This window comes from Paenarthrobacter sp. PPS72 (assembly GCF_048537125.1).
Lineage (GTDB): Bacteria > Actinomycetota > Actinomycetes > Actinomycetales > Micrococcaceae > Arthrobacter > Arthrobacter nitroguajacolicus_E.
Window position 1 is genome coordinate 25,000 of sequence record NZ_JBLYIE010000024.1, and the last position, 26,778, is coordinate 51,777.

Below are 26,778 nucleotides of genomic sequence, written 5' to 3' on the forward strand. Positions count from 1 at the left end.
CGCCCGGCAACATGGGCAGGGGTGACAAGCGCTATGTGGATAACTCCACGGGAGCCCACCGATTGGTCACATCCTGCCCAACAAGCCCGGACTCAGTGCGGCTGACAGAATAGGAGGTGTGACCTCCTCCAAAACGCCTGGCTACCCAGAGAAATCCGTCCTCCCCGACATCGCGGCGGACGCAGAGATCGATGATGAACCAGTTGCGGACCCTACGCAACTCCGCGGCAAAAAGGGTCTTGTCTATTTGGGCATCTGCCTGGTGCTGATCGGACTGAACCTCCGCACGGTCTTCTCCAGTTTTTCCGCCGTGCTTCCGGAAATAACGTCCGACGCCGGCCTGCCGGGCTGGTCGCTGGTTGTCCTCACCACTGTGCCGGTCACCTTGCTGGGAGTCTTCGCGCCCCTTGCCCCGGTCCTCGCCCGGAGGTTCGGTGCAGAACGTGTACTCCTGGCAGCCATGGCAGTCCTCACTGCGGGCTTGCTCCTGCGCCCCTTGGAGATCCCTGTAATGGGCCACCTGCCCACGCTTCTGGCCGGAACCGCTGCCTGTGGTGCCGCAATTGCGCTTTGCAACGTCCTCCTTCCGGGCGTCGTCAAGCGGGACTTCCCACACCGTCTTGGCCTGATGGGCGGGCTCTACACAACTGCGATCTGCGCTTCGGCGGCCCTTGGCGCGGGCTTCACGTATCCGGTGTTTGCGGCAACCGGCCACTGGACTTCGGCGCTGTGGTTCTGGGCGGTGCCTGCCGGCGTCGTACTTTTGCTGTTCCTTCCGCTGGCAATCCGCCAGCCCTCGGTCAAACACCAAGCAGTCCACGGCGGCGTCAACGTGTGGAGCTCAGCCGTGGCCTGGCAGGTGACGTTGTTCATGGTGTTGCAGGCCATGATGTCGTTCAGCGTTTTCGCGTGGATGGCGCCCATTTTGCGTGACCGGGGGATCGATGGCGGAACGGCCGGGCTGATCGTGTCGGTCTCCATCGTGTTGCAGATGCTCGGCTCCCTGTTTGCACCTGCGCTGGCCACCCGCTTCAAAGATCAGCGGATCATCAACATGGTGGTGGCGTTGATGACCGGGGGCGGGTTCGCGCTCACCATCTTTGGCCCCACCGAGTTGATCTGGGCTTGGACCGGACTGAATGGGCTGGGCCAGGGTTCGCTGACTGCCGTGGCCCTCACCATGATCATGGTCCGCACCCGCGACGCCCATACGGCCGCGCATCTCTCCGGAATGATGCAGGGCGTCGGCTACGGCGTGGGTTCACTTGGCACGTTGATGGTGGGCCAACTTCATCAGGCAACGGGCGGGTTTGCGGCGGCCGGAATCCTGCTCCTGGTGGTCGGTTCCATGGCGGCGTTCTTCGGGTACCGGGCAGGCCGGGACCGCTTCGTTTAACGTTGTGAGGCCCGCTCTGCGCCCCAAAAACCCAGGGACAAGCGCAGAGCGGGCCTCACAACGAAGCGAGCAAACTCAGACGGTGAGGTCCTTGCCCTTCGTCTCCGGGATGGAGAAGGCGAAGGCAATGCCCACCAGCAGCAGGATCACTGCGTAAACGTTGAACAGCTGAGCCTGCCCTATGCTGCCAAGCCAGGTCTGAAGGTACGGAGCCGTGCCACCGAAGGCAGCGACGCAGATGGAGTACGGGACACCGACGCCGATGGTGCGGATGTGGGTCGGGAACAGCTCGGCATAGACGGCGGGGACGATCGCGGCGCTACCGGCGATGAAGAACAGCATCACGGACATGGACACTGCCAGCTGCCACGGTGAGTCCTTGAGCAGCCACGTCATGGGGAAGTGCAGCAGCGCGGCGCCCGCGGCTGAAACGATGATCACCGGCTTGCGGCCTATGCGGTCGGACAGCTTTCCCCAGAACGGCAGGGCGGCAATGAACACCACGTTGGCAACCACACCTGCCCAGAGTGCCTCACCGCGGTCCATTTTGAGAGACGATGCCGCGTAGCTCGGGGCCACAACGCCCCAGATGTAGTACACAACCGTCAGGCCAACCGTGAGTCCGATAACCTGCAGCGCCTGCTTACGGTACTTGATGATCTGGGGCAGGATTGGCAGGCGCTTCTCATTGGGCGCCTCGGCCTCGAAAGCTTCGGTTTCCTTCATCTTGGCCCGCATGAACAGCGCGTAGATACCCAGCGCACCGCCGATGAGGAACGGGATACGCCAACCCCAGGCGCTCATGTCTTCCTTGCTGAGGGTTGCGGTGAGGATGGCGCCCAGCAGCGTACCTGCCAGGATTCCGGCGGTGCCGGAGGTGTAGATGAGGGTGGCCCAGAAACCCCGGTGTTCCTTGGGTGCCATTTCAGACAGGTAAGTTTGCGACGACGGCAACTCACCGCCGTGGGCAAGGCCCTGGATGAGCCGGGCCACCAGAAGCATCACCGAAGCAAAGACGCCAACGGACTCGAACGTCGGGGCGATGCCGATGAGGAGACTGCCCACCGCGCCCAATGCCACCGCCACCGTCATGGACGTCTTGCGGCCGATCCGATCGCCGATCCAACCGAACACGAAACCGCCGAACGGACGGGCAACAAACCCGACGGCGAAGATCGCCAATGTGGACAACATGGCCGAGGTGGGGTCGGCTTGGCTGAACAACGCGCTCGCGATGAACGGTGCGAACGTTGCGTAGATCGCCCAGTCGTACCATTCAACGGCGTTGCCGATGCCGGTGCCAACCAGCGTGCGCATGTGCGACTTGTGGACCTTGACGTCCGGTGAGGTTCCTGCGGTGGTGGTCATGTGCTTCTCCAAGATGAGGCGGGCCGGGAGTTAGTTGCCTGCGAGGGCAGCGATACGGGACACGGCGAGTTCGGCATACAGCGCGGCACCGTCGGTGAGGACGCCGTCGTCGAACATTGCGTAGGGCGAGTGGTTGAACGGCGACGTCGTATGGTCGGCGCCTGGGGCAACTGCACTGAGCCCCACGAAGGTGCCGGGGACTTCGGCGAGGACCCGGGAGAAGTCCTCGGATCCGCTCAGGGGAGTGGCCATCCGGGTGTGCCTGGACTCACCGAACATTCCGGCGATGACCTTTTCGGCAGTGGTGGTTTCATCCTCGTCATTGATGGTGAGGGGGTATTCCTCCTGGTAGTGCACGTCCGCCTCCAAGCCGTGGGCCGCAGCGATGCCATGAAGCAGCCTGGGTACTGCTTCCATCATCTTCCGCCGGGACTCCTCGGAGAAGGTCCTGATGGTGGCTTCGATGCGGGCGGTCTCGGGGATGACATTCCGCTTGGTTCCGGCGTGCAGCACGCCGACGGTGAGGACCACGGGATCGAACATGTTGAACTGGCGGGTGACCATCACCTGGAGTGCGGTGACCATCTCGGCAGCTGCGGTGACGGGATCCTTGGCGGAGTAGGGAGCGGAGCCGTGGCCGCCCGCGCCCAACACCGTGACAACAAGGCCGTCGGAGGAACTGAGCATGACACCGGGCTTGGTGACGAACTGGCCATGCGGTTCAAGTGAGGAGAACACATGCATTCCGTAGGCAGTGTCCGCCCGACGACCAGCGGCATCCAGGACGCCTTCCTTGATCATGTAGCTGGCACCGTCAAAGCCCTCTTCGCCGGGTTGGAACATGAGGATGACATCGCCGGCCAACTGGTCTTTACGCTCTGCCAGCAACGTTGCAGCGCCAGCGAGCATGGAGGTGTGGAGATCGTGACCGCAGGCATGCATCGCACCGTCTACACGGGAGGTGTAGTCCACACCGGTGGTTTCCTGCACGGGAAGTCCATCCATGTCGGCACGCAGCAACACCACGGGCTTCTCAGCCGAAGCGTGAGTTGCCGAGCCTCGCAGAACCGCGGTGACCGACGTCGTTTCCTCACCCAGCGTGATCTCGTACGGGAGGCCGTCCAGCGCCTTAAGCACTTTCTCCTGGGTACGGGGGAGTTGCAGGCCGATCTCCGGTTCACGGTGGAGGTCGTGGCGGAGGCGGACAATGTCCTCCTGCAGTTCCTTGGCATCGGCGGCGATGGTCATCTGTTCTCCTGGTCTTTCCCGGTGACTTGCTACTCATGCCATTCTGGGGTGACGTGATTCACATCATCTCAAACATCTGGAAATCTGCATCCGGATGGGGTTTGTAGCAGGAATCATGCACCCCTCTGGAAGAATGGCCTCATGGAGCTCAGTGAAGAAGACCTGCGCCTGGTAAACGCCCTGCAGATCTCACCCCGGATCAGCTGGTCCGACGCCGGAGAAGTCCTTGGCGTCCACGCCACCACGCTGGCATCCCGATGGGATCGGCTAAGGGCGGCAGGTGCAGCGTGGACTACGGCTCACCTCATGGGCGACCCGAAGGATATGTGCCTGGCCATGGTGGATATCGACTGCGAGATGCATCTCAGGCCGGACGTCACCTACGCGGTGGCTCAACTTCCCGAGGTCATCACGGTGGAAGAAGCGGCCAGCAACCGCGACCTCACACTCACCGTGATCACACAGGACCTGGAAAAATTCAGCACTCAGGTATTGCCCAAGCTCAAGGAAATCAGGGGACTCACCAAGTACCACACAGCCCTTTGCACCCGGATTCACACCAGCGGCTATGCCTGGCGGCTCAACGTCCTCACCAAGGCGGAGCAGCAGGCACTCCGGGCGCTCGCCGGGCCGGAATCAGCAAACCCGTCGGCCCACGACGCCATGGTGATCCCCCTGCCCGAAAGCCACTTGGCCATCATCCCGTTCCTGGCCCGCGACGGCCGGGCCACGGCCGCGGAAATCGCCCGCGCGTTGGGCCGCAACCCCGCCACGGTCCAGCGGCAACTGGGCAGGGTGTTGAGCAGCCGGATGTTGTCCTTCCGCTGCGAAATCGCCCAGCAATTCTCCGGCTTTCCCATCACTGTTCAATGGTTCGCGAACGTTCCCGCAGGCGAGCACGAAGCCGCAGCCACGGAGCTCCGGGCCATCAGGAATATCCGTTTCTCCGCGTCCACCACGGGCAGCACCAACTTCACCATGATCATGTGGCTGCGTTCACTGGCCGATGTCATGGAAATGGAGCTCACCATTCAACAGCGGATCCCGGGCATCCAACTCGTGGAGAGCGTGGTCATGCTGAATACGGCCAAACGCGTGGGATGGATGCTGAACCCGGACTCGACCGCCACGGGAGTGGTGGTGCCGCCCTACGGAGAGCTGCTGCCTGCTGGGGTGTAGGTGTGCCAGGCACGCCGGCACCTAGGCGTGTTTCGTGGCCCTCAGGACCGTGTCCAGGGTAGTGCCGGACTCGCCGTTGGGTCCTGTGACACTACGAGCCCGGTCCGTCAGGACGTTGACGAACCACGGCTCGCGATCCAGCCGCAGGGCACCTGCCAGTTGCTCCGGCGTGAAGAACATGCCGGACTCGTGGTGGTGGCTCCAAGAGGGGAGTCCGTGCGGGTGATGCCCCACCACCAACAACGTTCCGCCCGGAGCCACGGCCGCCGCCGCTGACGCCACGGAGTCCCGCCACGGCAGAAGCGGAGAGTGCAGGAACTGGGCCGAGACCAAATCGAAGACCGGCTCGGGCTCCCACTCAGTGAGGTCCTGCTGCTGCCATGTAATCCGCTCGGATACGCCACTCCCGGCTGCGTGCGCGGCTGCCCGCTCAAGCGCGACGGCGGACACGTCCATCGCGGTGACCGTCCAGCCTTGGGCGGCGAGCCAGATGGCATCAGCGCCTTCCCCGCAGCCGAGATCGAGGGCCTTGGCGGGTTTCAGACCTGCAACTTCGGCCACCAGCTGCGGATTCGGGTTTCCGCTCCACACCTTGGGACGCTCGCGATACATGCCGTCCCACATGTCCACGGCATTGTCCGCGTCCTCGTGGAGGTTCAGGCCGCTCTGCCGGGCACCTTCGTGGGTGTGTTGACCGTGTTGGTGAGTGGCGGCGTCGTGTGCTTGTTCAGTCATACGCCAAGCGTGCCGCGACGCTGTATCCCAAGGCAATACCTGTTGCTATTCCGGCAAAGTCCAGCGCTGGGCGCCCGCGCCGGAAGCCCCGAGCTGGTCGGACGGGTTCTGCAACGTGCAGGATTTCAGGCTCAGGCAACCGCAGCCGATGCACCCGTCCAGGTCATTACGCAGGTGCTGCAATGCCGCGATCCGCTCATCCAGCTCCTTGCGCCACCGCAACGACAACTTCGCCCAGTCGCGTCTGGTGGGGGTCCGGCCGTCCGGTAAAGAGTCCAATGCCTCGCGGATGTCCTTGAGCGGCAAACCCACCCGCTGCGAGGTCTTGATGAACGCGACCCGCCGTAGCGTGTCGCGCCGGTATCGCCGTTGGTTCCCGGGTGTGCGCTCGGCTTCGATAAGCCCGTTGCGTTCGTAGAAATGAAGGGCCGACGCCGACACCCCGCTTCGTTCCGACAGCTCACCAATGGTGAGGGGCCGGTGCGTTTCGAGGGGCGGCATGGGTTGCTTTCGGTTGCTTGGGTGGTCGATTGACCTCAACATTAGTTGAGGTTCTAGGCTGACGTCCATGACCTCTGACACCTCAACGGCCGGGATACTGCGCCGTCCATACTTGCTTGCCACCGTGGGGGCTTGCGCGCTCGTGTTCCTGAGCGCGTTCGAGTCCCTCGCGGTGACCACCATCATGCCGCTCGTCAGCCGCGACCTGGACGGAGCCAGCCTCTATGCGCTGGCCTTCGCCGGGCCGCTGGCCACCGGCGTGATGGGTATGGTGGCGGCAGGCAACTGGTCAGATCGTCGTGGTCCGGCTGCGCCGCTGTACTCCTCCGTGGCGCTGTTCGTGGCTGGCCTGCTCATCGCGGGCACGGCCGGAACCATGGAAATGCTGGTGCTGGGACGGCTGGTGCAGGGCCTTGGCGGCGGTGCCATGACCGTGGCCCTCTACGTGCTGGTGGCCCGGGTATACCCGCCGATGCTGCACCCCAAGATCTTCGCTGCCTTCGCCGCGTCCTGGGTGGTTCCGTCCCTGGTGGGACCGTTCGCGGCGGGCGTGGTGGCCCAGCTGAGCAGTTGGCACTGGGTGTTCCTCGGCGTTGTGGGCCTGGTTGTTCCGGCATTGCTGATGGTGGTGCCGGCCGTGCGGGGGATGAATTCCGAACCACCTGCCGAGCCTGTGCCGTGGGCCTTCGGCCGGATGGGCTGGGCGGCACTGGCCGCCGTCGCTGTCCTCGGGCTGAACCTGTCCGCTGAGGTGCCGGGCTTCGGCGGGGTGATTGCCGTCGTCGCGCTTGTCATTGCGCTCGTGGCTGTCCGCCCGTTGGTTCCGCGGGGGACCCTTACCGCCCGGCGCGGCCTGCCGAGCGTGATCCTGGTCCGCGGGCTGGCGTCTGCGGCGTTTTTCGGGGCTGAGGTGTACCTGCCGTACTTGCTGACGGAGCGCTACGCGTTCACGCCAACGTTCGCCGGGCTGACCTTGACCGGTGCCGCGCTGGCGTGGGCGGGGGCGTCCGCGATCCAAGGGCGGCTCGGGGTCCGGCTGGCCGACGATCTCGCCGTGAAGATCGGGGCTGCCTTGGTGCTGATAGCCGTGATCTCAACCCTGGTCACCGCAGCGTTTAGTCTGCCCGCGGCCGTTGCTATCGCCGGGTGGATCCTTGCCGGTGGCGGCATGGGGCTCATGTACCCGCGTCTGTCCGTGATGACGTTGGCACTGTCCACCGAGGAAAACCAAGGCTTCAACAGTGCGGCCATGTCCATCTCCGATTCCCTCGGCGGTGCGCTTTCCCTCGCCGCCACAGGGCTCGTCTTCGCCGCGTTTACGACCAACCCGTTTGCGGGGGTGTTCGCGCTAACGGCGATTATCGCCGTCGTCGGGGTTGTCATAGCACCCAGGGTCGCCGCCCGCACAGCGTCCCCGGACGCCGGGACGGGTGCTCCGGATGCACAACCCGAACTCACTCGCCACGCCTGACCCGTTGTGGGGCCTGCTCTGCGTGCCATGCGAGCCCGGAGACGCGCAAAGCGGGCCCCGCAACGCGAGTGGGGTGAGTTGTGGGGCCTGCTCTGCGTGCCATGCGAGCCCGGAGACGCGCAAAGCGGGCCCCGCAACGGATGGCCGGCCAGCCCCGATGCGGGCCCGCCGGAGAAAGACTGCTAAGCTAGGAACACTTGATGTGCGGTGACGCCCTGAAGCAGGTGGCCTGAACAGCTGCGCGGCGGGGCATTTTTCATGTGAGAGGCACATCCTGCGTCGATGAACGCGTTCTATTTGGTCCCGGCCACCGCTGTTGCAGCGAACTGGTAGACCACCTGACTTTTCCTCGGCGAACCCCTGGCCCAACCGGCGTCGGGGGCCGATGTCCGCAACTGGACACCGCCCGAAAGACATGAAGTTTATGACTACTTTTGCTGCCCTTGGCACGCCCAAGCCCATTGCTGAATCCCTCGCCGCAGATGGCATCGAAGAGGCATTCCCCATCCAGGTCAAGACCCTCCCGGACACCCTCGCAGGCCGCGACGTCCTGGGCCGTGGCCGCACCGGTTCCGGTAAGACCATCGCTTTCGCCATCCCGCTCGTGGCCCGCTTGGCCGAGCGCGAAGCAAAGCACTTCCGCAAGCCGGGCCGCCCCATGGGCCTCGTCCTTGCACCGACCCGCGAACTGGCAACCCAGATCAATGCCACCATCGAGCCGCTGGCCAAGGCCATGGGCCTGAACACCACGGTCATCTACGGCGGCATCTCCCAGGCACGCCAGGAAAAGGCGCTGCGCGCCGGCGTCGACATCGTCATCGCCTGCCCGGGCCGCCTCGAAGACCTGATCCGCCAGCGCATACTGACCCTCGAAGCCGTTGAGGTCACTGTGCTGGACGAGGCCGATCACATGGCTGACCTCGGCTTCCTCCCGGTAGTCAAGAAGCTCATGGACATGACCCCCACCCAGGGTCAGCGCCTGCTCTTCTCCGCGACGCTGGACAACGGTGTTGACAAGCTGGTCAACCGTTACCTGTCCAACCCGCTGACGCACTCCGTGGACGATCCCCAGGCCGCCGTCACCACCATGGAACACCACGTTTTGGTGGTCAACGACCAGACCGTCAAGAAGCAGCTCATCGTTGAACTGGCCTCCGGCGCCGGCCGCCGCGTCCTCTTCATGCGGACCAAGCACCACGCCCGCAAGCTTGCCAAGACCCTCACGGACGCCGGCATCCCCGCCGTCGACCTTCACGGCAACCTGTCGCAGAACGCCCGCGACCGCAACCTTGCCGAGTTCTCCAACGGTGACGTTCGCGTCCTGGTGGCCACCGACGTCGCAGCCCGCGGCGTGCACGTTGACGACGTCGAACTCGTCATCCACGTGGACCCGCCCACAGAGCACAAGGCTTACCTGCACCGCTCCGGACGTACAGCCCGTGCCGGTTCCGATGGCACCGTTGTCACCCTGACGCTCCCCGAGCAGCAGAGCGACGTCAAGAAGCTCATGAAGGCTGCCGGTGTTGACGTTTCGTTTGAACGCGTCACGGCGAACTCCCCGCTGGTTTCAAAGCTCGTGGGCGACATCGCTGACAAGGTTGATCCCCGCACCCGCGCGGCCCTCCTTGCTGCGAAAACCCAGCAGGGTGGCGGCACGTCCACCGGCGCCAACGCCCAGCGCAAGCGCGCACGCCGTTCCACGCAGGCTGCTCCCACCGCGGGCGGCCGTGGTGGTCGCAACGGTCGCGGTAAAGTTGGGGCTGAGCCGGTTCGCACGGACACCAACCGTGCTGATCGTCGCGCAGCAATGAACGACGACGTCGCCCGCAGCCCCCGAGGTCGCGGCAAGACAGGTGCCACTCACCGCAATGACGTTCCCGGCTCGCAGGGGCAGAACGGCCGCAGCGGCCGTCCGGCTGCCGGCCAGCGCTCAGCTTCGGCTCCGCGCACGGCATCCACCACGAGTACCCGTACCGGCGGAAACAAGGCCGTTTGGTCTTCCACAACGGGCGCTACGTCCGGCGGATCCTACGGCTCGGGTGCCTCGGGCAACTCGGGTCGCGGTGGATCCGCTGCAGGCCGTCCGGCACGCAGCGGTCCCCGTCGTGCGTCGGCACCCGCGTCGAACGAGCGTCGCGGCCGCTAACCTCCCGTTGTGGGGCCCGCTCTACACGCTATTCCTTCGGTTTAGAGCGCAGAGCAGGCCCCGCAAGTTTGAGTCTTGCGTTGTGGGGCCCGCTCTACACGCCATTCCTTAGGTTTGGAACGCAGAGCAGGCCCCGCAATCACCAGCCTCGGGCGCGCCACTCCTCAAGGTGTGGCCGCTCGGCGCCGAGGGTCGTGGGCAATCCATGGCCCGGGTGCACCAGGGTTTCGTCCGGATAAGCGTCGAACAGTCGCTCCGACACGTCGTTCAACAGAGAAGTGAAACGTGACGGATCGTTCTGCGTGTTGCCGACGCCTCCCGGAAACAGCGAGTCTCCACTGAAAATGTGGGCGGGCCCGTCCGGATCCTGGTACACGAAAGCGATCGAGCCCGGGGTGTTTCCTCGCAGGTGGACCGCCGTGATCTCGAAGTCGCCGAACTGCTCCACGTCGCCATGACCAAGCCGAACATCCACTGGAACCGGCAACGCATCGGCGTCGTCCGCTCCCGCTGAGGTGGTTGCGCCGGTGACTTCCACCAGTTCCGCCAAAGCCCGGACATGATCCCAGTGCTGGTGGGTGGTGGCAATCCTGGCCAGCTTGGGCGATGCGGCAGCATCTGCGGCACTGTCTTCCAGTAGTTGCTGAATGGCCGGAAGGTCGTCTGCGGCGTCGATCAACAACTGCGCACCTGTGGACTTTGAGGTCAACAGGTACACGTTGTTGTTCATCTCGCTGACGGAGATGCTGCGGATGGTGACGTCACGCGAAGAGTGAATGAACGAATCCATGCGCATCAGCCTACGTGGTTGGCTTCGCGGCCTTGTGAAACGCAGTTGGGGTCCGCAGAGCGTGAACCCACGACGGCGGCCGCAGCTTGGTCGAGCTTCTCAAGCTGCGCTGTTCCCAGTTGCAGGGACAGCGCCCCAAGGTTCTCGTCGATCCGGTGCGTCTTGCGCGTGCCGGGGATGGGAACCACGGAAATCCCAAGGCGTTGGCCTTGGGCAAACAGCCAAGCCAGGGCTACCTGGGCCGGAGTTGCATCCAGCCCGCTGGCTACCTCGCGGACCGCGGCCACCACGGCCTGGTTCGCATCAAGTGCCTCTTCACCAAAGCGGGGGATCTTATGGCGGAAGTCATTTTCCCCAAGGTCGCTCGCGCTGACGGTTCCGGTAAGGAATCCGCGGCCCAGCGGTGAATACGGCACGAACCCAATGCCAAGCTCCTTGGCTGCAGGTACGACATTGAGCTCAACATCCCTGCTCCAGATGGACCATTCACTCTGGACCGCGGCAATGGGATGGACAGCGTTGGCCTGCCTGAGCTCCTCGGCTGTCACTTCAGACAATCCGAGGTGCCGGACCTTGCCCTCTCGGACCAGCTCCGCCATGGCCTCCACGGTTTCCACTATCGGAACGCGGAGGTCACGGCGGTGCATGTAGTAGAGGTCAATCACATCAGTGCCCAGTCGGCGGAGGCTCGCGTCCGCTGCTTGCCTGATGTAGGGCGCATCCCCGCGGACTCCCGTGTACCCGTCCGCGGGGTTGCCCTCAATCCCGAACTTCGTGGCCACCTGGATCTCGTCGCGGCGCTCCTTCAAGAGCTTGCCCACGAGTTCCTCGTTGCTGCCCGCTCCATACACATCCGCTGTATCGATGAACGTGATGCCCGTGTCTACTGCATGCCTGAGAGTTTGCAGGCCTTCCCCGGCTGCGATTCCGCCGTAAACCGGGGTGAGGGCCATTCCGCCGAAGCCGAGGGGGCTGACCTTGAGGCCATCGCCGAGCTGAACTGCAGTCATCAACTTCTCCAATGCGCGTTTGAGTGCTCTTGAAGGCGTGAACTCAGTGGGATGCGTGGGTATTCCTGGGGCAGCCCGCTCGCGGCCCGTCCGTGGCCCGCTCGTGGCCCGTCCGATTCGATGGTTCGCTGCGCATTCGAGGGTAGGCAACGTCTAATGCGCAGTGAGCCATCGAAACGGTGCGTTGGTTCTCGCTACTCGGCCTTGGCTGCAGCCTTGTCAGCAGGCAGGGCCTTCAAACCGGCGGCACAGCCCACGATTCCCGCGATGAACAGCAGCTTCAGCGGGCTCGCGGATTCCACGCCCGTAATCATGGCCCAGCCAACTGTCAGTGCAGCACCGATGCCCACCCACACCGCGTAGGCCGTGCCAAGGGGGATCCGTTTCACCGCAATGCCCAGTCCAAGCATGCTCAGGACGGCCGTGACAGCAAAAACCACAGTGGGCGTGAGTTGCGTGAAGCCATTGGACAAGCCCAAAGCTGTGGCCCAGACGGCTTCGAGGAGTGCTGAAGCCAAGAGGATGGCCCAGAAGAGTCCGTTGCCGGAGTTCTTGGAGTTCTTGGTGTTTGCCGAGTTTCCGGCGTTTACAGTGTTCTCAGTCATGGCTACGCCACCACCTTCAGGCCGACTACACAGGCGCCGATGCCCGCAAGCAAAAGCAGCCTGGCCGTCGTCGCGCGTTCAACTTTGGTGACCATCGCGTATGTGGCTGTCAATACCACGCCGACGCCAACCCACACCGCGTAAGCCGTGCCGGTGGGAATGGACTGCATCGCGATGGCGAGGCCCGCCATGCTGGCTATGACGGAAACCAGGAACACGACAGTGGGGACGGGTTTGCGGAACCCCTTGGAACGGTGGAGCGCTGCCGCCCATACGGCTTCGAGTGCTCCGGAGAGAATAAGAATTAACCACGACATGACATTTCCTTTGGCCAGTCTTGTCGCATGCCGGGTACTGAACCGTCGTCCGGAGATTCCAGAGGGGAACCTTCATTTCAGGCTAGCAACTCCCGTGCGGGGTGGCCACCTCCGGTGGTGAAGGTCACCAGCTCAAGCGTGTGCAGGCTCCACATGGTCGATGGAGATCACCGCGATGAAGCCGCGGCCGGAGATCTCCGGGCTGCGGGTATCCGAGCCGACCACGGCATCGTATCGGGACAACTCGACCGGCTCTACGGCGCTGGGTGCCGGGGCGGCGCCGTCGGATCCTTCCTCCACAGCGGGCTCGTCCTCGGCCGCAGCTCCGGGCGCAACTGTCGCCTTGCCCTCAAGCAGGACCGCGAGTTGGCCCTCGAAAACCGGGTGGGCGCGCTTCCTGGAGATCTCGATGATGGACGTGTAGCCCTTGAAGGCGCCCTCGCGTGCAATGACGTTCAGATCCCGAATGTCCCCTGTGGGAAGAGTGGCCGAAGACGCAGCCTCGCCCGAGAAACGGAATGGCCGGTACTTCTCCAGCGGGTGCTCGGAGCCGTCAACGGTGAGGAGGAGAAGTTCGCCGTCGATGATGGTGATAACCCGCTCCATGCCCGGGAACACGGAAAATTCGCCGGCTTTGGAAACGTCAGCGATACTGACGCGCCAATCCCAAGCACCGTCTTGTGCGGAGGCGGCCTTCGGATGGCTGGCAAGTTCGCGCGTCACCCCACCCCCGTTGCGCCACGGTTCAGGACGGATGTCGGCAAAGCGGATAATCTCCATCCGACCAGCCTAGTGGTGGACGCGGCTTCTGCGTTGGCATTGCGGCTTGCTAACGTCATATGTGGAAAACGTTGTTACTACGGCTGGAGGCACCGGAATGTTCGTCAAAGTGTGCGGCTTGAGCACGCCCGAATCCGTGCGTGAAGCCGTCGACGCCGGTGCGGACGCCGTCGGTTTCGTACTCACCGCCAGCCCCCGCGAAGTCAGCCCGGATCAGGTGCGCATTTTGCTGCCACTGGTGCCGGAGGGTGTTCGCGCTGTTGCTGTTTTCCGGCACGAGACTGCCGCGGACGCCGTAGCCATTGCACGGGCCGCCGGACTTGAGTGGGTGCAATTGCACGGTCACCGGACGGCTGAGGACGTAAAGACAGTGCACGACGCCGGGATGCGGCTCATCCGGGCGGTCACCATGGGTGCCTCCCAAGACGAGTTCGCGGACCTGGGCGAAGAAATCTTCCTGATCGATGCCGCAGTGCCGGGCTCGGGGGAATCCTGGGACTACGCTTCAGTGCGCGCTAAAGGGCTGGATGCCAGGGAATGGCTCCTCGCCGGGGGACTCGAACCAGGCAACGTGGCCTTCGCAGCAGCTGCTGCCGGCGCTTGGGGCGTGGACGTTTCCTCCGGGGTGGAGGTATCCCGCGGGGTGAAGGACCTTGCCAGGATTCGTGCTTTCGTGGAGGCTGCCAAAGCCTAGGTTCGCTCACCCTGTCGGTGGGTCGCCATAGACTCGCTCACGACGACACGATTTACTCCGACGCACCACTACTTGGATATCGACAAACCCGAAACCAGGAGTTAAGCAATGAGCACCGAACAGCACACCTTGACCATGAGCCGCGAATTCGATGCTCCCCGCGAGAAGGTTTTTGAAGCCTGGATGGAGCCGGACAAGCTCACCCGGTGGTTCGGGCCCGTTGAAGTGGAAGCTCCCCGTGACCAGATCATTGTCGAGCCCCGTGTTGGCGGCATTTGGCAGGTAGTCATGGTGTGGTCGGATGAGAACGGGGAGCAGTCGGCCCCCATCGAGGCCACCATCACCGAGCTCAACAGTCCGGCTCTCTTGGTGGCACAAGCTAAGGCTGCTCCCGACGCTGACCATGAGTACGAGGAAATGCATCTCGAATTCGAGGACCTCAACGGCCGTACCCGGATGAATCTCACCCAGGGGCCGTTTGCTTCCGAAGAATGGGTGGAGATGACCCGTGATGGTTGGGGCACCTCGTTCGACAAGTTGGACGGGCTCCTTGCCGGGTGAGCTACTGATCCAGCGAGCTTACTGATCCGGCAGGTGGCATAGGGCCCAAAGCAAGTACCGCTATAGGTCAGGGAAGATTCAGGGCAGACCCCTAGGCTTTTTGTCAGCGCCGCAGGGGAGAATGAGGACTATGAAAACTCTCCTTAACATCATCTGGCTTGTCTTTGGTGGGTTCTGGCTGGCCTTGGGTTACTTCGCGGCAGGGATCATTTGCTGCGTTCTCATCGTCACCATCCCGTGGGGCATCGCTTCGTTCCGGATCGGTGCTTACTGCCTGTGGCCTTTCGGCCAGATGGTGGTTGAGAAGCCGGGCGGTGCCGGGGTGTTCGCCCTTCTCGGCAATGTGATCTGGCTTTTGGTCGCGGGTATCTGGATTGCGATCGGACACGTCGTCACGGCAGTTGCCATGGCCATCACCATCATCGGAATCCCGTTGGCCATCGCCAACCTGAAACTGATCCCGGTATCGCTGATGCCCCTCGGTAAGCAGATTGTGCCCACCAACCAGCCGTTCGTCAGCACCTACCGCTAAGCCGGCACGGTCCCTTTAGACGACTCGCTGCAGCTTAGACGACTCCTACCGTCTAAGCTGCAGCGAATCATCTAATCGGCGAGAAGAACAGGCGGGGGAACCGCTCACGCGAGTTCGCCGGCGAGGTTCCTGCGCGCAGCATCGAGCCAGAGGGCCTTGGCGCGTTCGCCGTGAAACAGCGGGTTGAGGCTGAGGAGATGACGGACGACGGCGGCGCGCCCCTTCGCGAAGTCGTCGTCACTGACGTGGGCGTAGTCTTCGCGGACGGCCGACAGATAGCGTGCATAGGACTGCTGGTCGCCGCCAAGCACCGAGAGGTCGGCGTCGCAGAGCAGGGCTCCGGCGTAGTCACCCGTCTTCGGACTGTGCGAAGAGGTGAGCCGAACCAGCCGAGCCACCTCCGCCACCTCGTGGGGAGGCAAAGCAGTGGCGGTGAGTCGGTCCTCTGCCAGCCGCGCCGACTCTTCTTCGTCCTGCCCGGCAACCCCCTCATAGACGGCATCGTGAAACCACGCAGCAAGCAAGACGGTCCGCGCCGGCTGTTCCGGTTCCGTGAGCACGTCCAAGGCTTCAAGGACCGCCAGGAGGTGTGTCCGGCTGTGGTACTTCCTGCCGGCCTCTCCCCAGCGTTCCAACAGCTCAAGGCCCAGCTCCTCATGACCCGGGTAGCTGCTGTTCCAACGTTCCATCAAAGGTACTGTCAAGGCCTTGCTCCGTTCACGAGCCGGAATGCGCAGTCCGCTGGCGATGAGCTTGCGGACCAGGATGCGGGCCTCCACAGGGATGGCGCCCGCAGAAACGAGGTCGTCGTAGCGGCGTTCGGGGACATCGTAGTGGTCCCCGTCGAAGGCCCGTTCAGGGACTCCGGCGGCGGCCGCGAATGCGTGCAGCTCATCCAGCGACGTGTCTGAAACGAGGTGCGAGAAGACGGTTCCATGCGCTGGCCACAGGGGCGGATCGAGGTAGATGGCCATTGCCAAAGTGTACCCATGTGATCCTTCCCAGTTGCCGGCCGTCGGGACGTCTACCGCCGTGCTGCCGTCCCGGAAGTACAGGCTTCGCTGCCCGCGCTGATCACGGCAACTGGGAAGGAGTGCAGGAAACTCAGTGCTGGGCCGGCAGGATGTTCTGGTTGCCCCGGAATACGTTGTCGGGATCGAATTCGCGCTTCACCAAGGACAGTCGCCGGTAGTTCTGTTCGCCGTAGGCCGCCATGATCCGGTCCTGCCCCTCGTCACCAATGAAGTTCAGCCACACTCCGCCCGTGGTGTGCGGGGCGATGTCCTGCCGGAACTGCTTGACCCAGGCTTTTGCCTCCTGCCCGCCTTCGGCGGTTTCGGACAAGCCGAACGGGTGGCTGACCCACGAGGCTCCGCGGTGCTGCAACGGTGTGTTTGCTGCGGCGGGCCCGGAAACTGCTCCTCCCCAACGTGCCACCAACTGCTGGGAGTGCGGTCCCGGAAGGCGTTGTGCCGAGTCCACCAGGAGATCCACGGCGTCGTCACTGAGCTCGTTATGGTAGTCGGCGCTCCAGTAGTTGTAGTGGTCCGGCGGGTCGTCGATCATGCACTGGAAGTCCGCGTATCCCATCGGCGTGACCAGATCCACGGAGGGGCCGAGATCCTTGAACGGCTTGGCGTGCTCCTCGCCGGCCTCCACATCGCCGGCGTAGATATAGGCCATCCCGACGGCGAGTTTGCCCACCATCTCTTCCGGGACGAACTCTTCCGGTGGGGCGGTGAGGTACACCAGGGCTGTCCCGACGGCGTCGGGCGCCTCCAGCGCAATCCCCCGGAAGGCGCGCGACAGATCCTTGGCGTCGTCCCCGGGAAACAGCATGAGGCCGGCCATTACGGTAGGTCCGAGGTCGTGCAGTTTGAATGTCAAGGACGTGGCCACGCCGAAGTTCCCGCCCCCTCCATGGAGTGCCCAGAACAGCTCGGGGTTCTCGCCCGGGCTGGCGGTCACCCGCTCGCCGGAGGCTGTGACCAGGTCAACGGAGAGCAGGTTGTCGCATGCGAATCCGTACGAACGCTCGAGCCATCCCGAGCCCCCACCCAAGGTGAAGCCCGAGACCCCCGTAGTGGATGCGCGTCCGCCCGTGACGGCCAACCCGTACTGTTGGGTGGCGCGGTCGAACTCGCCCCAGGTCAGTCCGGCGCCCGCCGTGGCGGTTTTCATCTCGCGGTCCACGCTGATCGACTTCATGGGCCGGACGTCAACCACCAGGCCGTCGTCGTTAGTGGACATGCCCGCCACCGAGTGCCCGCCCGAACGGACCGCAACGTCCAAATTATGGTTGTGGGCATAGTTCAAAGCCTCAGCGACCTCGCCGGGATCAGAACATTTGGCGATGACAGCCGGCCTGCGGTCAATCATCGCGTTGAAGAGTTTTCGCGCTTCGTCGTAGTTCGGGCTGTCCGGACGAATCCATTCCATGGGACGTTCCTTCGCATCGGAAACTCTCCCCTAGAACAGGGTACGTCCGCACCTCCCGGCGGACCATGGGTAATGCAAAGAAGTCCGACGACGGCGGCGCACCCCTTCGCGCCAAGCGCACCAGAGGTTACGGGCGCGTCGTGCGGCGCGGGGTGCGCCGGAAACGCCGAAGGGGTGCGCACGGCGGCAAGGGGAGCGCGCAGAACGGGCCAACGATACGTGGCAGTCATATTCCACATGCGGCAGACTAGCTAGCAAGTATCCGTAAATGCGGAACTATGATGTATCCATGCCGCAGATACGAATCTCCGAAGCAGCCCGCTTCCTGGGCGTCAGTGACGACACCGTGAGGCGATGGACGGAAAACGGAACGCTTACTGCCCGAAAAGATCCAGCCGGGCGCCTCGCGGTGGACGGATTGGAACTCGCCACACTGGCCCGCGACCAATCCCACTTCCCGGACGACCGCTCCCGGGCAGCAAGCTCAGCCCGCAACCGCTTTGTTGGCCTGGTGACTGGGATTACGGCTGACAAGGTGATGGCCCAAGTAGAGCTTCAGTGCGGTCCGTTCCGGGTGGTGTCGCTCATGAGCAGTGAAGCCGTCCGGGATTTGGGTCTTGAACTCGGATCAGTAGCCACGGCAGTGGTCAAGGCCACCACCGTCATCATCGAAACACCGCAAGGAAAGAGTGTCATATGAGGATTCCACGCAGGCCTTTCGCCGCTGCAATGCTTGCAGGCGTGATGGCGGCAAGCCTGAGCGCCTGCGCCTCCGGGACCACGCGCCCCTCCACAGGATCAACCAACCCGGACTCCTCCATGTCCGGGGAACTTACCGTTTTCGCCGCGGCATCCCTAAAAACCACCTTCACGCAGCTGGCCAAAGACTTCGAAGTCCAGCACCCGGGCACCACAGTAACTCTCAGTTTCGCGGGATCTTCGGACCTGGTCACGCAGATTACCCAAGGTGCCCCCGCCGACGTTTTTGCTTCAGCCGATGCCAAGAACATGGGCAGACTCGCGGACGAGGGACTCCTCGACGGCACCCCAACAAACTTCGCCACCAACGTCCTGGAAATTGCTGTCCCACCCGGCAATCCGGCGTCGATCTCCTCCTTCGCGGACCTCGCCAGGCCCGGAGTCAAAGTGGTGACCTGCGCCAGCCAGGTTCCCTGCGGCGCTGCAACGGAGGCGGTTGAAAAGGCCGCGGGGACCACGTTGAGCCCGGTCAGTGAGGAATCATCCGTGACCGATGTCCTGGGCAAGGTCACATCGGGCGAAGCCGACGCAGGCCTGGTGTACGTAACGGACGTCAAGGGGGCCGGCAGCAGGGTTAAGGGCATACCTTTCCCGGAATCCGACCAGGCCGTCAACACCTATCCGATTGCCACGGTTGGTACCAGCAAGAACACGGCGCTGGCAGCCGCGTTCATCGCAAACGTCACCAGCGAAGCAGGCAAGAAGGTCCTCCGCGACGCCGGCTTCGGAACGCCGTAGCGCAGGTCCTGAAACATGATCAAGCGCAGCGGCTACCACGGCATTCCGCGATGGATCTATGTCGTGGCGGCTGTGGGCGGACTTCTGATGGTGCTTCCCTTGGCGGCAATGTTGCTGCGGGTGAACTGGGCCCAGTTCATTCCGCTGATCACCTCGCACTCGTCCCTCGCCGCACTGGGCCTGAGCCTGAGGACCTCTGCAGCCAGCACTGTTCTCTGCGTCGTCCTGGGCGTTCCTTTGGCGCTGGTGCTTGCGCGCGCCGAGTTCGCCGGACAAAGACTCCTTCGCTCCTTTGTCTTGTTGCCGCTGGTGCTTCCGCCGGTTGTCGGCGGACTTGCGCTCCTCTACACCTTTGGCCGGCAGGGCCTCCTCGGAAAGTCCCTTGAGTTGGCGGGAATCCAGATCGCCTTCTCCACCACCGCAGTGATTTTGGCCCAGACTTTTGTGGCCTTGCCGTTCCTCGTGGTCAGCCTCGAAGGTGCCCTGCGATCAGCCGGAAGCAGGTATGAGGCCGTCGCGGCGACCCTCGGAGCGAGGCCCACCACCGTTCTTCGTCGAGTCACGCTGCCGCTGGTTCTGCCCGGGCTCGCGTCCGGGGCGGTGCTGTCTTTGGCGCGCAGCCTGGGCGAGTTCGGCGCCACCTTGACGTTCGCGGGCAGTTTGGAGGGCATCACCCGCACCCTTCCGCTGGAAATCTACTTGCAGCGTGAGACTGACGCCGATGCTGCCGTCGCGCTGTCCTTGGTGCTGGTGGCGGTGGCCGTTGCGGTGGTCGGACTCAGTTACGGCCGCCGACGCAGCAGCCCTGTGGAGGTCCAGCCATGAACTTCGAGCTGAACGCCAGCGTCCGGGCCAGGAACTTCGACGTGTCCGTTGGCCTCGCTGACGGCGAGACTGTGGCCATTCTCGGTCCCAATGGCGCCGGAAAGTCCACTTTGCTGGGCGTGGCCGCGGGCCTGCTGCGGCCGGATTCCGGCTCGGCCCGAATCGGCGGCAAACAACTGTTCAAGCTCGACGACGGCACCCACTTTTGGAGCCCGCCCCACCTGCGGGGGACTGCGCTTCTCGCTCAGGAAGCGCTCCTGTTTCCGCATCTGAATGCCTTGGACAACGTGGCTTTCGGGCCGCGCAGTGCCGGTGCTTCGAAGGCGGCCGCGCGGGAAACCGCACAGCACTGGCTGGCCGAAGTTGATGCCCTGCCCTTGGCTGACCGGAAGCCCTCCCAGTTGTCTGGAGGGCAGGCTCAACGCGTCGCGGTGGCACGCGCCTTGGCCGCTGAGCCAGAATTGTTGCTCCTTGATGAGCCCATGGCCGCCCTTGACATTCACGCAGCGCCATTGCTCCGCCGTGTCCTCAAACGGGTCCTGAAGGGCCGCAAAGCCATCATCGTCACGCACGACATCCTGGACGCCTACATGCTCGCCGATCGGGTCATCGTGATGGAAAAAGGAAGAATTGCGGAAGACGGACCCACCCGTCGGGTCCTCGAAAGACCACGAAGCGAGTTTGCCGCCGGCCTGGCGGGTCTCAACCTCGTCGCCGGGATCATTTCGCCTCAAGGAATTACGACGCCGGATGGTCGGTTCTTTGCGGGCCAGCACGATCCGGACTGGTCACCTGTGCCCGGCCAAGCGGGCGTGGCCGTGTTCCCGCCGTCGAGCGTTTCCGTGTTCCTGGGCGATGTGCACGGAAGCCCCCGCAATTCTTTCCCGGTGACCATCACGGACCTGGAACCATTCGGTGACCAGATCCGAGTCCGCGCCAGCGGCGGGCAAGCGGCACAGGCTTTGTCAGCAGACATCACTCCGGCGGCGTCCGCCGATCTGGGCTTGGTGCCGGGCATGGAAGTCAGGTTTGTGGTCAAGTCCGCGCTGGTGTCGGTCTACCCGGCCTGATCACCTGGCCTGAAGACCCGGCCTGAAGTGCCCAAGGGACTACTCCCGGTACATCCGATCCGCATACGAAGGCCCGTAATAGGATTCCAGATCCTCCAGCGGCGTCTCGGGTTGCGTATAGGCCTGGGCCAGCACGGCTATGCTCGGCAAGCCCTCAGGTCCCCAGGTTTCCGGTTGCCACAGCCCGCTCCGCATGAAGGCCTTACCGCAGTGGGTGAACACTTCCTCCACAGCGATCACAACAGCGGCACGGGGCCGGTGCCCCTTGACCACCATGAGATCGAAGAAGTCGGCGTCCCGGACAATCGTTGCTGTTCCGTTGATCCGCAAGGTGTCCGTGCGGCCCGGGACGACGGACAGGATACCGACGTTCGGATTTTCCAGGATGTTGTGGAAGCCGAAGGCAAGCTTGTTGCCCGGGCGCTCCGGGATGGCGATGGTGTGGTCATCCAGGACCTGGATAAAGCCGGCGGGATCACCCTTGGGTGACGTGTCCACGCGACCTTGTGAGTCTGTGGTCGAGAGCACGCAGAAAGGGCTGGCTGCCAGCCATTGGCGGTCGAAATCGCTAAGGGATGTGCGCACCTTTAGACGCACGCGGTCCAAGGGCAAGCCGATTAGTTGTTCGAGTTCATCCGCACTTGAAATGGTGTCCATGGCCCCAGCCTACGGGTGCTTTTTGGTCGGCGGGCCGCTTGCACCCATTCCCGCCATCCGCGCCAGTTCTCACGGGTGCGAACGGCGGAAACGGGCGCGAAGTTACATGCCCGGCATATCCAATGCCTCGTAAACCTGAATGGATGCACCCGGCATCATCAGGTGCGGATGCCCTTCGAGGAGTGCGAGTGCGCCGTCCATCGTGTGTGCCTGCAGGATCGTGTAACCGGCGACGCCAGTGGCGGTGTCGGAAACGCCTGACGTGCCAATCTCCTTGCCCGCGCCAAGCGGGGTGCCAAGGTCAACAATGCCGTCGCCCGCTTTTGCGGCCCAGTCCATCCAAACTTTCATCCCTTCTGCTTCCGACTCCGGAGAGGAGTCCTGCATCGCAGATTCCGCGGACTGCGGAGCAGTGTAGAGCACAACGTATTTAGTCATGTCTGGGTCCTTTTCAGAGTTCTCGCGAGCATGCCGGAAAGAGGTCCCGCCCGGTCACAGCCCGATCGTAGACCTCCTTTATTCACATAGCCACGGTTTTGTATGGACAGTAGTTTCGCCGTGGGCAAACATGGAAATCAATGGACCCCACAGCAAAGTTGAGCGTAGTAGACTCAACTTTGTAATCATTGGTATCACCGTAGAAAGGGAGCACTCTTTGGACGTCAAATTCAACACCAAAAGCCAGGAGGCCCTTTCTGCGGCCGCCATGAATGCGTCAACTGCAGGCAATCCACAGCTTGAGCCAGCCCACCTTTTGAAGGCCCTCATGGACCAGCGCGAGGGCGTTGCTGTTGCACTTTTGCGTGCCACAGGCGCGGATCCTGACGCCGTGAGCGTGCAAGCCAGCTCGGCCATCAAGTCCCTGCCGTCGTCCTCAGGCAGTTCTGTTCAACAGGCGCAGTTGTCGCGCCAGTCCATGCAGGCCATTCAAGCTGCTCAAAACGAAGCCGACAAGCTGGGGGATTCCTTTGTTTCCACGGAGCATTTGCTGCTGGGGCTCTCGGCTGGAAGTGACGCCGTGGGGAAATTAATGCGCGACGCCGGCGCCTCCCACGAGGCACTTCTCGCCGCCCTGCCCGGTGTCCGGGGCGATAGGAACGTCAACTCTCCGGATCCTGAAAACACCTTCCAGGCTTTGGAAAAGTTCGGCACCGATCTCACTGCCGTGGCCCGCTCGGGCAAGCTGGATCCAGTTATCGGACGCGACAGCGAGATCCGACGCGTCGTCCAGGTCCTGAGCCGCCGCACCAAGAACAACCCCGTGCTCATTGGTGAGCCGGGCGTCGGCAAAACCGCCGTCGTCGAAGGCCTCGCCCAGCGCATGGTGGCCGGCGACGTCCCTGAGAGCCTGCGCGGCAAAACGCTCATCGCCTTGGACCTTGCCTCGATGGTGGCCGGAGCCAAGTACCGCGGCGAGTTCGAGGAACGCTTGAAGGCCGTCCTGGAGGAGATCAAAAACTCCAACGGGCAGATCGTGACGTTCATCGATGAAATTCACACGGTGGTGGGTGCCGGTGCCACGGGTGAGAGCGCCATGGATGCAGGAAACATGCTCAAGCCCATGCTCGCCCGCGGTGAGCTGCGCCTGATTGGTGCCACCACCTTGGACGAGTACCGCGAGAACATTGAAAAGGACCCTGCCCTGGAACGCCGATTCCAGCAGGTGTACGTCGGGGAGCCCAGCGTCGAGGACACCATCGGTATCCTGCGTGGACTGAAGGAACGTTACGAGGCACACCACAAGGTAGCCATTGCCGACTCCGCCTTGGTCGCGGCCGCAACGCTGTCCAACCGGTATATCTCGGGCCGCCAGCTTCCGGACAAGGCAATCGACCTCGTGGACGAGGCCGCATCCCGTCTCCGCATGGAAATCGATTCGGCGCCGGAAGAAATCGACCAGCTCCGCCGCGCCGTGGACCGTCTGACCATGGAGGAATTGGCACTCCAAGGTGAGACCGATCCTGCATCGGTGGAACGCCTTGCTGCCCTCCGTGCCGACAAAGCCGATAAGAACGAAGAACTCAGTGCCTTGAACGCGCGCTGGGAGGCCGAAAAAGCCGGACTCAACCGCGTTGGCGATCTCAAAGCCAAGATCGACGAACTGCGCTCTGCCGCGGACAAGTCCCAACGCGAGGGTGACCTCGAGTCGGCGTCGCGGATTCTCTACGGTGAGCTGCCCGCACTTGAGCGCGAGCTGAGCGCCGCTGCCGAGGAGGAGTCCGCCCGGAGTGATTCAAAACCGGAACTGATGGTGGCCGAGGACGTAACTGCGGATGACATCGCGGAAGTCATTTCGGCGTGGACCGGGATCCCCGCGGGCCGCATGCTCCAAGGCGAGTCGCAGAAACTGCTGCATATGGAAGAGGAGCTCGGCAAGCGCCTCATCGGGCAGACCAAAGCCGTCCAGGCCGTGTCCGACGCCGTGCGCCGTGCCCGTGCCGGCATCAGCGACCCCAACCGTCCCACGGGCTCGTTCCTGTTCCTGGGCCCAACGGGCGTTGGTAAGACTGAGCTGGCCAAAGCCTTGGCAGACTTCCTCTTTGACGACGAACGCGCCATGATCCGGATCGATATGTCCGAGTACAGCGAGAAACACTCGGTGGCCCGCTTGGTGGGCGCCCCTCCGGGATATGTCGGTTACGAAGAAGGAGGCCAGCTAACAGAAGCTGTACGCCGCAGGCCCTACTCCGTAGTACTGCTGGACGAGGTGGAGAAGGCCCACCCTGAGGTCTTTGACATCCTCCTGCAGGTTCTCGACGACGGTCGTCTCACCGACGGCCAGGGCCGCACTGTGGACTTCCGCAACACCATCCTGGTGCTGACCTCCAATTCCGGAAGCCAGTTCCTGGTGGACCAGTCGCTGGATGCCAGGGCAAAGCGGGACGCCGTCATGGCTGTGGTCCAGGCGTCGTTCAAGCCCGAGTTCCTGAACCGTTTGGATGAGATCGTCCTCTTCGATCCGCTGACTGTGGAGGAACTTGCCCGAATCGTGGAACTGCACGTCGCCGAGCTGAGCAATCGGCTCCGAGACCGCCGCCTGAGCCTCGAGGTCACCGACGGGGCACGCGCGTGGTTGGCCATGTCCGGTTTTGATCCGGCCTACGGCGCACGGCCACTTCGCCGGCTCGTCCAACGTGAGATCGGCGACCGTCTGGCCAAGGAGATCCTGGCCGGTGAGATCGTGGACGGCGACACCGTACTGGTGGACACTTCAGCTGATGTTGAAGAGCTCACCATTGAAGGGCTGGAAGCAATGTCAGGTCCCGGAGGCGACGTACCCGCGGGATCAGGACTCACAGTTCGTCGGAAGTAACATCAGCCTACTTCGCCAGGAGATCTTCCGTGATGGTGTTGCCTGAATCCACCACGATGAAGCAATCAACGCGGCGGTCGCCCCCGTCCCAACTGCTGGTGCTCGGGTAAACGTTCTGCTGAAGCAGCACATAATTGTCGGCGGCCGCGTTGAGCTTCACGGTCTTGCAAACCTCGCGCCCTTTCTCCCTCAGAGCATTGGTTCCCGGGAAGGAATCGTCGGCCGGGTAGCTGAAAACGGCACCAAGCTGAGCCGAATGTTCGGTGTCGCACGCAACGGCCCGGGCCTTCGAAGCATTGGCATCAAAGTCGGCAAAACAGTCGCCTACTTGGAAATCTGTAGCGTCTGCATCACGGGGGAGCGGACCGGCTGTCGGAGCTGCGCTGGGCGTGGATACGGCTGCTTCGGGGCGCGTGCCCAGCAGGTTGAGCAAAACCCAGATCACAACGCCAATGAGTATGAGCACGCCAACGACGATTCCGCCGATAACCCATCGCTGCCGCTTGACCGGATCCCCGTGAGGCTCCGGCTGCCCTTGGATAGCCGGGTCGTCTTGCGGCTGGGGTCGCCATTCCTGACCTGTGTAGCTTTCCTGACCCGTGTAAGCCTGCTGGCCAAGGTAGGGCTGCTGTCCGGCTTGCGGCCGCCCGGATGGAGGCTGCCAGGGAGCCGTCTGCGGTTGCTGCCCGGCTGGAGGCTGCCCAGCAGTGGCTTGCTGGCTTGCGCCGACCGGGTCCTGGGGATTTCCCGCGGGATCTGCGTCTCTCGCTGGCCCGGCACCTCCGGCTGGCGTCGCACCTCCGGCAGGCGCAGCGTCAGTCGGTGGCAATGCGGGATCGGGCTGGTCACCCGGTTCGGGAACAAAGTCAGGGTCGAGGTCCGGCGCGGGATCCGGTTGCAGGCCTGATGGCGGTGCCGAAGGGGATGCCGGCGGTTGCTGGCCCGGCGATGGCGGCGTCGGGGGCGCAGGGGGCACTCCATCCTTGCCTTGCTCGCGTGGTGAACCATCACGGGGTGAAGTGTTTTCCTGGCTCATATTCCGGGGTGTGCCTTCCTGCTGTGGAGCCGCATTGAGGCAGACTCTACCCAATTTTCGCTTCACTTGGAGGTGCAATGGTGTGGTTTCGACCGTTGTCTGCCCGGACGCGGGGCCGTGGTGGCACGCAGGCACCCCCGAAAGCATGTAATCTAGACATACGACAAATTGACCAAACATTCCGGGGCCTCACCGATAGCCAAGGTGACCACCTCCGGTCCAAGTACAAAAGGGGGTCACGCCATGGGGCGCGGCCGTCAAAAGGCAAAAGCTACCAAGCAGGCTCGGGATATTAAGTACTATTCCCCGAACACTGACTATTCGGCACTTGAGCGGGAGCTCACGGGTCCGTCCAGTCGTGTCAAGAGCCACTTCCCCGACGATCCCCCGGAGCCGGACTATTCGGCCTACGAGGACAAGTACGCGGAAGATGACGACGACGAGGTAGACACCCGTCGGATCGGATAGCTGTCGCAACCAACAGGTGCTTATGGCACTGAGTTGCGGACCGCCGTCGTACATCAAGGTCATCGCGCATTTTCGGATGCCGTATATCTTTTGAAAAGGGCCTTCAGGCCACGCCATTCATTGGCGTACCCTGAGGGCCC

The 26,778-nt window shown here is 63.3% G+C and carries 27 protein-coding genes and 1 riboswitch; of the genes, 13 read left to right on the forward strand and 14 right to left on the reverse strand.

What is annotated here, in order from left to right; all coding sequences use genetic code 11:
* Positions 1-118: 118 nt before the first annotated feature.
* Positions 119-1,396, forward strand: coding sequence for a CynX/NimT family MFS transporter (locus ACLRGI_RS12320; protein ID WP_419201934.1), 1,278 nt, complete (start codon positions 119-121; stop codon positions 1,394-1,396).
* 75 nt (positions 1,397-1,471) lie between these two features.
* Here the strand turns inward: ACLRGI_RS12320 and ACLRGI_RS12325 are convergent, their stop codons facing one another.
* Together ACLRGI_RS12325 and ACLRGI_RS12330 are read right to left on the reverse strand one after the other, a co-directional pair.
* Positions 1,472-2,764: an MFS transporter gene (locus ACLRGI_RS12325; protein WP_419201935.1), complete on the reverse strand. Its 1,293-nt coding sequence runs from the start codon at positions 2,762-2,764 to the stop codon at positions 1,472-1,474.
* Between the two features lie 30 nt (positions 2,765-2,794).
* Positions 2,795-4,012 (reverse strand): M20 metallopeptidase family protein, encoded by a 1,218-nt coding sequence (locus tag ACLRGI_RS12330; RefSeq protein ID WP_419201936.1) that lies wholly within the window; start codon positions 4,010-4,012, stop codon positions 2,795-2,797.
* Positions 4,013-4,153: 141 nt separating this feature from the next.
* Here ACLRGI_RS12330 and ACLRGI_RS12335 point away from each other — a divergent pair, with 141 nt between their 5' ends.
* Positions 4,154-5,191, forward strand: a complete 1,038-nt coding sequence (locus ACLRGI_RS12335; RefSeq protein ID WP_419201937.1) for an Lrp/AsnC family transcriptional regulator — start codon at positions 4,154-4,156, stop codon at positions 5,189-5,191.
* 21 nt (positions 5,192-5,212) lie between these two features.
* Here ACLRGI_RS12335 and ACLRGI_RS12340 read toward each other — a convergent pair whose 3' ends face one another.
* Both ACLRGI_RS12340 and soxR read right to left on the reverse strand, forming a co-directional pair.
* A complete protein-coding gene (locus ACLRGI_RS12340) occupies positions 5,213-5,926 on the reverse strand; it encodes an SAM-dependent methyltransferase (protein WP_419201938.1) in 714 nt (237 codons plus the stop codon).
* Positions 5,927-5,971: 45 nt separating this feature from the next.
* Complete coding sequence (gene soxR / locus ACLRGI_RS12345) at positions 5,972-6,496, reverse strand: redox-sensitive transcriptional activator SoxR (RefSeq protein WP_419201939.1); 525 nt, start codon at positions 6,494-6,496, stop codon at positions 5,972-5,974.
* On the opposite strand from soxR, the gene ACLRGI_RS12350 reads away from it, so the two are divergent.
* On the forward strand, positions 6,495-7,898 hold the full coding sequence (locus ACLRGI_RS12350) for an MFS transporter (RefSeq protein WP_419201940.1): 1,404 nt from the start codon (positions 6,495-6,497) through the stop codon (positions 7,896-7,898). The two genes, soxR and ACLRGI_RS12350, sit on opposite strands and share 2 nt — an antisense overlap.
* 424 nt (positions 7,899-8,322) lie before the next feature.
* The gene (locus tag ACLRGI_RS12355; RefSeq protein ID WP_419201941.1) at positions 8,323-10,044 is read left to right on the forward strand and encodes a DEAD/DEAH box helicase; all 1,722 of its coding nucleotides are present in this window, start codon (positions 8,323-8,325) and stop codon (positions 10,042-10,044) included.
* A 139-nt stretch (positions 10,045-10,183) separates the two neighbouring features.
* On the opposite strand, the gene ACLRGI_RS12360 is transcribed toward ACLRGI_RS12355, so the two are convergent.
* The 5 genes from ACLRGI_RS12360 to ACLRGI_RS12380 form a co-directional block, all read right to left on the reverse strand.
* A complete protein-coding gene (locus ACLRGI_RS12360) occupies positions 10,184-10,834 on the reverse strand; it encodes an MBL fold metallo-hydrolase (RefSeq protein WP_419201942.1) in 651 nt (216 codons plus the stop codon).
* 5 nt (positions 10,835-10,839) lie between these two features.
* Positions 10,840-11,844, reverse strand: coding sequence for an aldo/keto reductase (locus ACLRGI_RS12365; protein WP_419201943.1), 1,005 nt, complete (start codon positions 11,842-11,844; stop codon positions 10,840-10,842).
* 194 nt (positions 11,845-12,038) lie between these two features.
* The gene (locus tag ACLRGI_RS12370; protein WP_419201944.1) at positions 12,039-12,449 is read right to left on the reverse strand and encodes a DMT family transporter; all 411 of its coding nucleotides are present in this window, start codon (positions 12,447-12,449) and stop codon (positions 12,039-12,041) included.
* 2 nt (positions 12,450-12,451) lie between these two features.
* Positions 12,452-12,766, reverse strand: a complete 315-nt coding sequence (locus ACLRGI_RS12375) for a DMT family transporter (RefSeq protein ID WP_419201945.1) — start codon at positions 12,764-12,766, stop codon at positions 12,452-12,454.
* A gap of 9 nt (positions 12,767-12,775) precedes the next feature.
* Positions 12,776-12,841, reverse strand: a riboswitch (guanidine-III (ykkC-III) riboswitch).
* Between the two features lie 57 nt (positions 12,842-12,898).
* The gene (locus tag ACLRGI_RS12380; protein WP_419201946.1) at positions 12,899-13,546 is read right to left on the reverse strand and encodes a HutD/Ves family protein; all 648 of its coding nucleotides are present in this window, start codon (positions 13,544-13,546) and stop codon (positions 12,899-12,901) included.
* Positions 13,547-13,643: 97 nt separating this feature from the next.
* On the opposite strand from ACLRGI_RS12380, the gene ACLRGI_RS12385 reads away from it, so the two are divergent.
* The 3 genes from ACLRGI_RS12385 (at position 13,644) to ACLRGI_RS12395 (ending at position 15,333) form a co-directional block, all read left to right on the forward strand.
* Positions 13,644-14,240, forward strand: coding sequence for a phosphoribosylanthranilate isomerase (locus tag ACLRGI_RS12385; protein ID WP_419201947.1), 597 nt, complete (start codon positions 13,644-13,646; stop codon positions 14,238-14,240).
* A 108-nt stretch (positions 14,241-14,348) separates the two neighbouring features.
* A complete protein-coding gene (locus ACLRGI_RS12390) occupies positions 14,349-14,801 on the forward strand; it encodes an SRPBCC family protein (RefSeq protein ID WP_419201948.1) in 453 nt (150 codons plus the stop codon).
* Between the two features lie 130 nt (positions 14,802-14,931).
* On the forward strand, positions 14,932-15,333 hold the full coding sequence (locus ACLRGI_RS12395; protein ID WP_091470118.1) for a YccF domain-containing protein: 402 nt from the start codon (positions 14,932-14,934) through the stop codon (positions 15,331-15,333).
* A 104-nt stretch (positions 15,334-15,437) separates the two neighbouring features.
* Here the strand turns inward: ACLRGI_RS12395 and ACLRGI_RS12400 are convergent, their stop codons facing one another.
* A complete protein-coding gene (locus ACLRGI_RS12400) occupies positions 15,438-16,307 on the reverse strand; it encodes a DUF4031 domain-containing protein (RefSeq protein WP_419201949.1) in 870 nt (289 codons plus the stop codon).
* 130 nt (positions 16,308-16,437) lie between these two features.
* A complete protein-coding gene (locus ACLRGI_RS12405) occupies positions 16,438-17,772 on the reverse strand; it encodes an FAD-binding oxidoreductase (protein ID WP_419201950.1) in 1,335 nt (444 codons plus the stop codon).
* Positions 17,773-18,061: 289 nt separating this feature from the next.
* Between ACLRGI_RS12405 and ACLRGI_RS12410 the strand changes: the two genes are divergently transcribed.
* From ACLRGI_RS12410 to ACLRGI_RS12425, 4 genes are read left to right on the forward strand one after another with little or no spacing between them, the layout of a single operon-like run.
* Positions 18,062-18,472: a TOBE domain-containing protein gene (locus tag ACLRGI_RS12410; protein ID WP_419201951.1), complete on the forward strand. Its 411-nt coding sequence runs from the start codon at positions 18,062-18,064 to the stop codon at positions 18,470-18,472.
* Complete coding sequence (gene modA / locus ACLRGI_RS12415) at positions 18,469-19,269, forward strand: molybdate ABC transporter substrate-binding protein (protein WP_419201952.1); 801 nt, start codon at positions 18,469-18,471, stop codon at positions 19,267-19,269. The genes ACLRGI_RS12410 and modA overlap by 4 nt, the downstream gene beginning before the upstream one ends.
* Positions 19,270-19,284: 15 nt before the next feature.
* Positions 19,285-20,094, forward strand: a complete 810-nt coding sequence (locus ACLRGI_RS12420; protein WP_419201953.1) for an ABC transporter permease — start codon at positions 19,285-19,287, stop codon at positions 20,092-20,094.
* Complete coding sequence (locus ACLRGI_RS12425) at positions 20,091-21,164, forward strand: sulfate/molybdate ABC transporter ATP-binding protein (RefSeq protein ID WP_419201954.1); 1,074 nt, start codon at positions 20,091-20,093, stop codon at positions 21,162-21,164. Before ACLRGI_RS12420 ends, ACLRGI_RS12425 begins: the two co-directional genes overlap by 4 nt.
* A gap of 39 nt (positions 21,165-21,203) precedes the next feature.
* Here the strand turns inward: ACLRGI_RS12425 and ACLRGI_RS12430 are convergent, their stop codons facing one another.
* Both ACLRGI_RS12430 and ACLRGI_RS12435 read right to left on the reverse strand, forming a co-directional pair.
* Complete coding sequence (locus ACLRGI_RS12430; protein WP_419201955.1) at positions 21,204-21,821, reverse strand: pyridoxamine 5'-phosphate oxidase family protein; 618 nt, start codon at positions 21,819-21,821, stop codon at positions 21,204-21,206.
* Between the two features lie 102 nt (positions 21,822-21,923).
* On the reverse strand, positions 21,924-22,259 hold the full coding sequence (locus ACLRGI_RS12435; RefSeq protein WP_419201956.1) for a YciI family protein: 336 nt from the start codon (positions 22,257-22,259) through the stop codon (positions 21,924-21,926).
* Between the two features lie 217 nt (positions 22,260-22,476).
* On the opposite strand from ACLRGI_RS12435, the gene clpB reads away from it, so the two are divergent.
* Positions 22,477-25,134: an ATP-dependent chaperone ClpB gene (gene clpB / locus ACLRGI_RS12440; RefSeq protein WP_419201957.1), complete on the forward strand. Its 2,658-nt coding sequence runs from the start codon at positions 22,477-22,479 to the stop codon at positions 25,132-25,134.
* Positions 25,135-25,141: 7 nt separating this feature from the next.
* Here the strand turns inward: clpB and ACLRGI_RS12445 are convergent, their stop codons facing one another.
* On the reverse strand, positions 25,142-26,170 hold the full coding sequence (locus ACLRGI_RS12445; protein ID WP_419201958.1) for a septum formation family protein: 1,029 nt from the start codon (positions 26,168-26,170) through the stop codon (positions 25,142-25,144).
* 243 nt (positions 26,171-26,413) lie between these two features.
* Between ACLRGI_RS12445 and ACLRGI_RS12450 the strand changes: the two genes are divergently transcribed.
* Positions 26,414-26,638, forward strand: a complete 225-nt coding sequence (locus tag ACLRGI_RS12450) for a DUF3073 domain-containing protein (protein ID WP_011776148.1) — start codon at positions 26,414-26,416, stop codon at positions 26,636-26,638.
* The last annotated feature ends 140 nt before the right edge of the window (positions 26,639-26,778 follow it).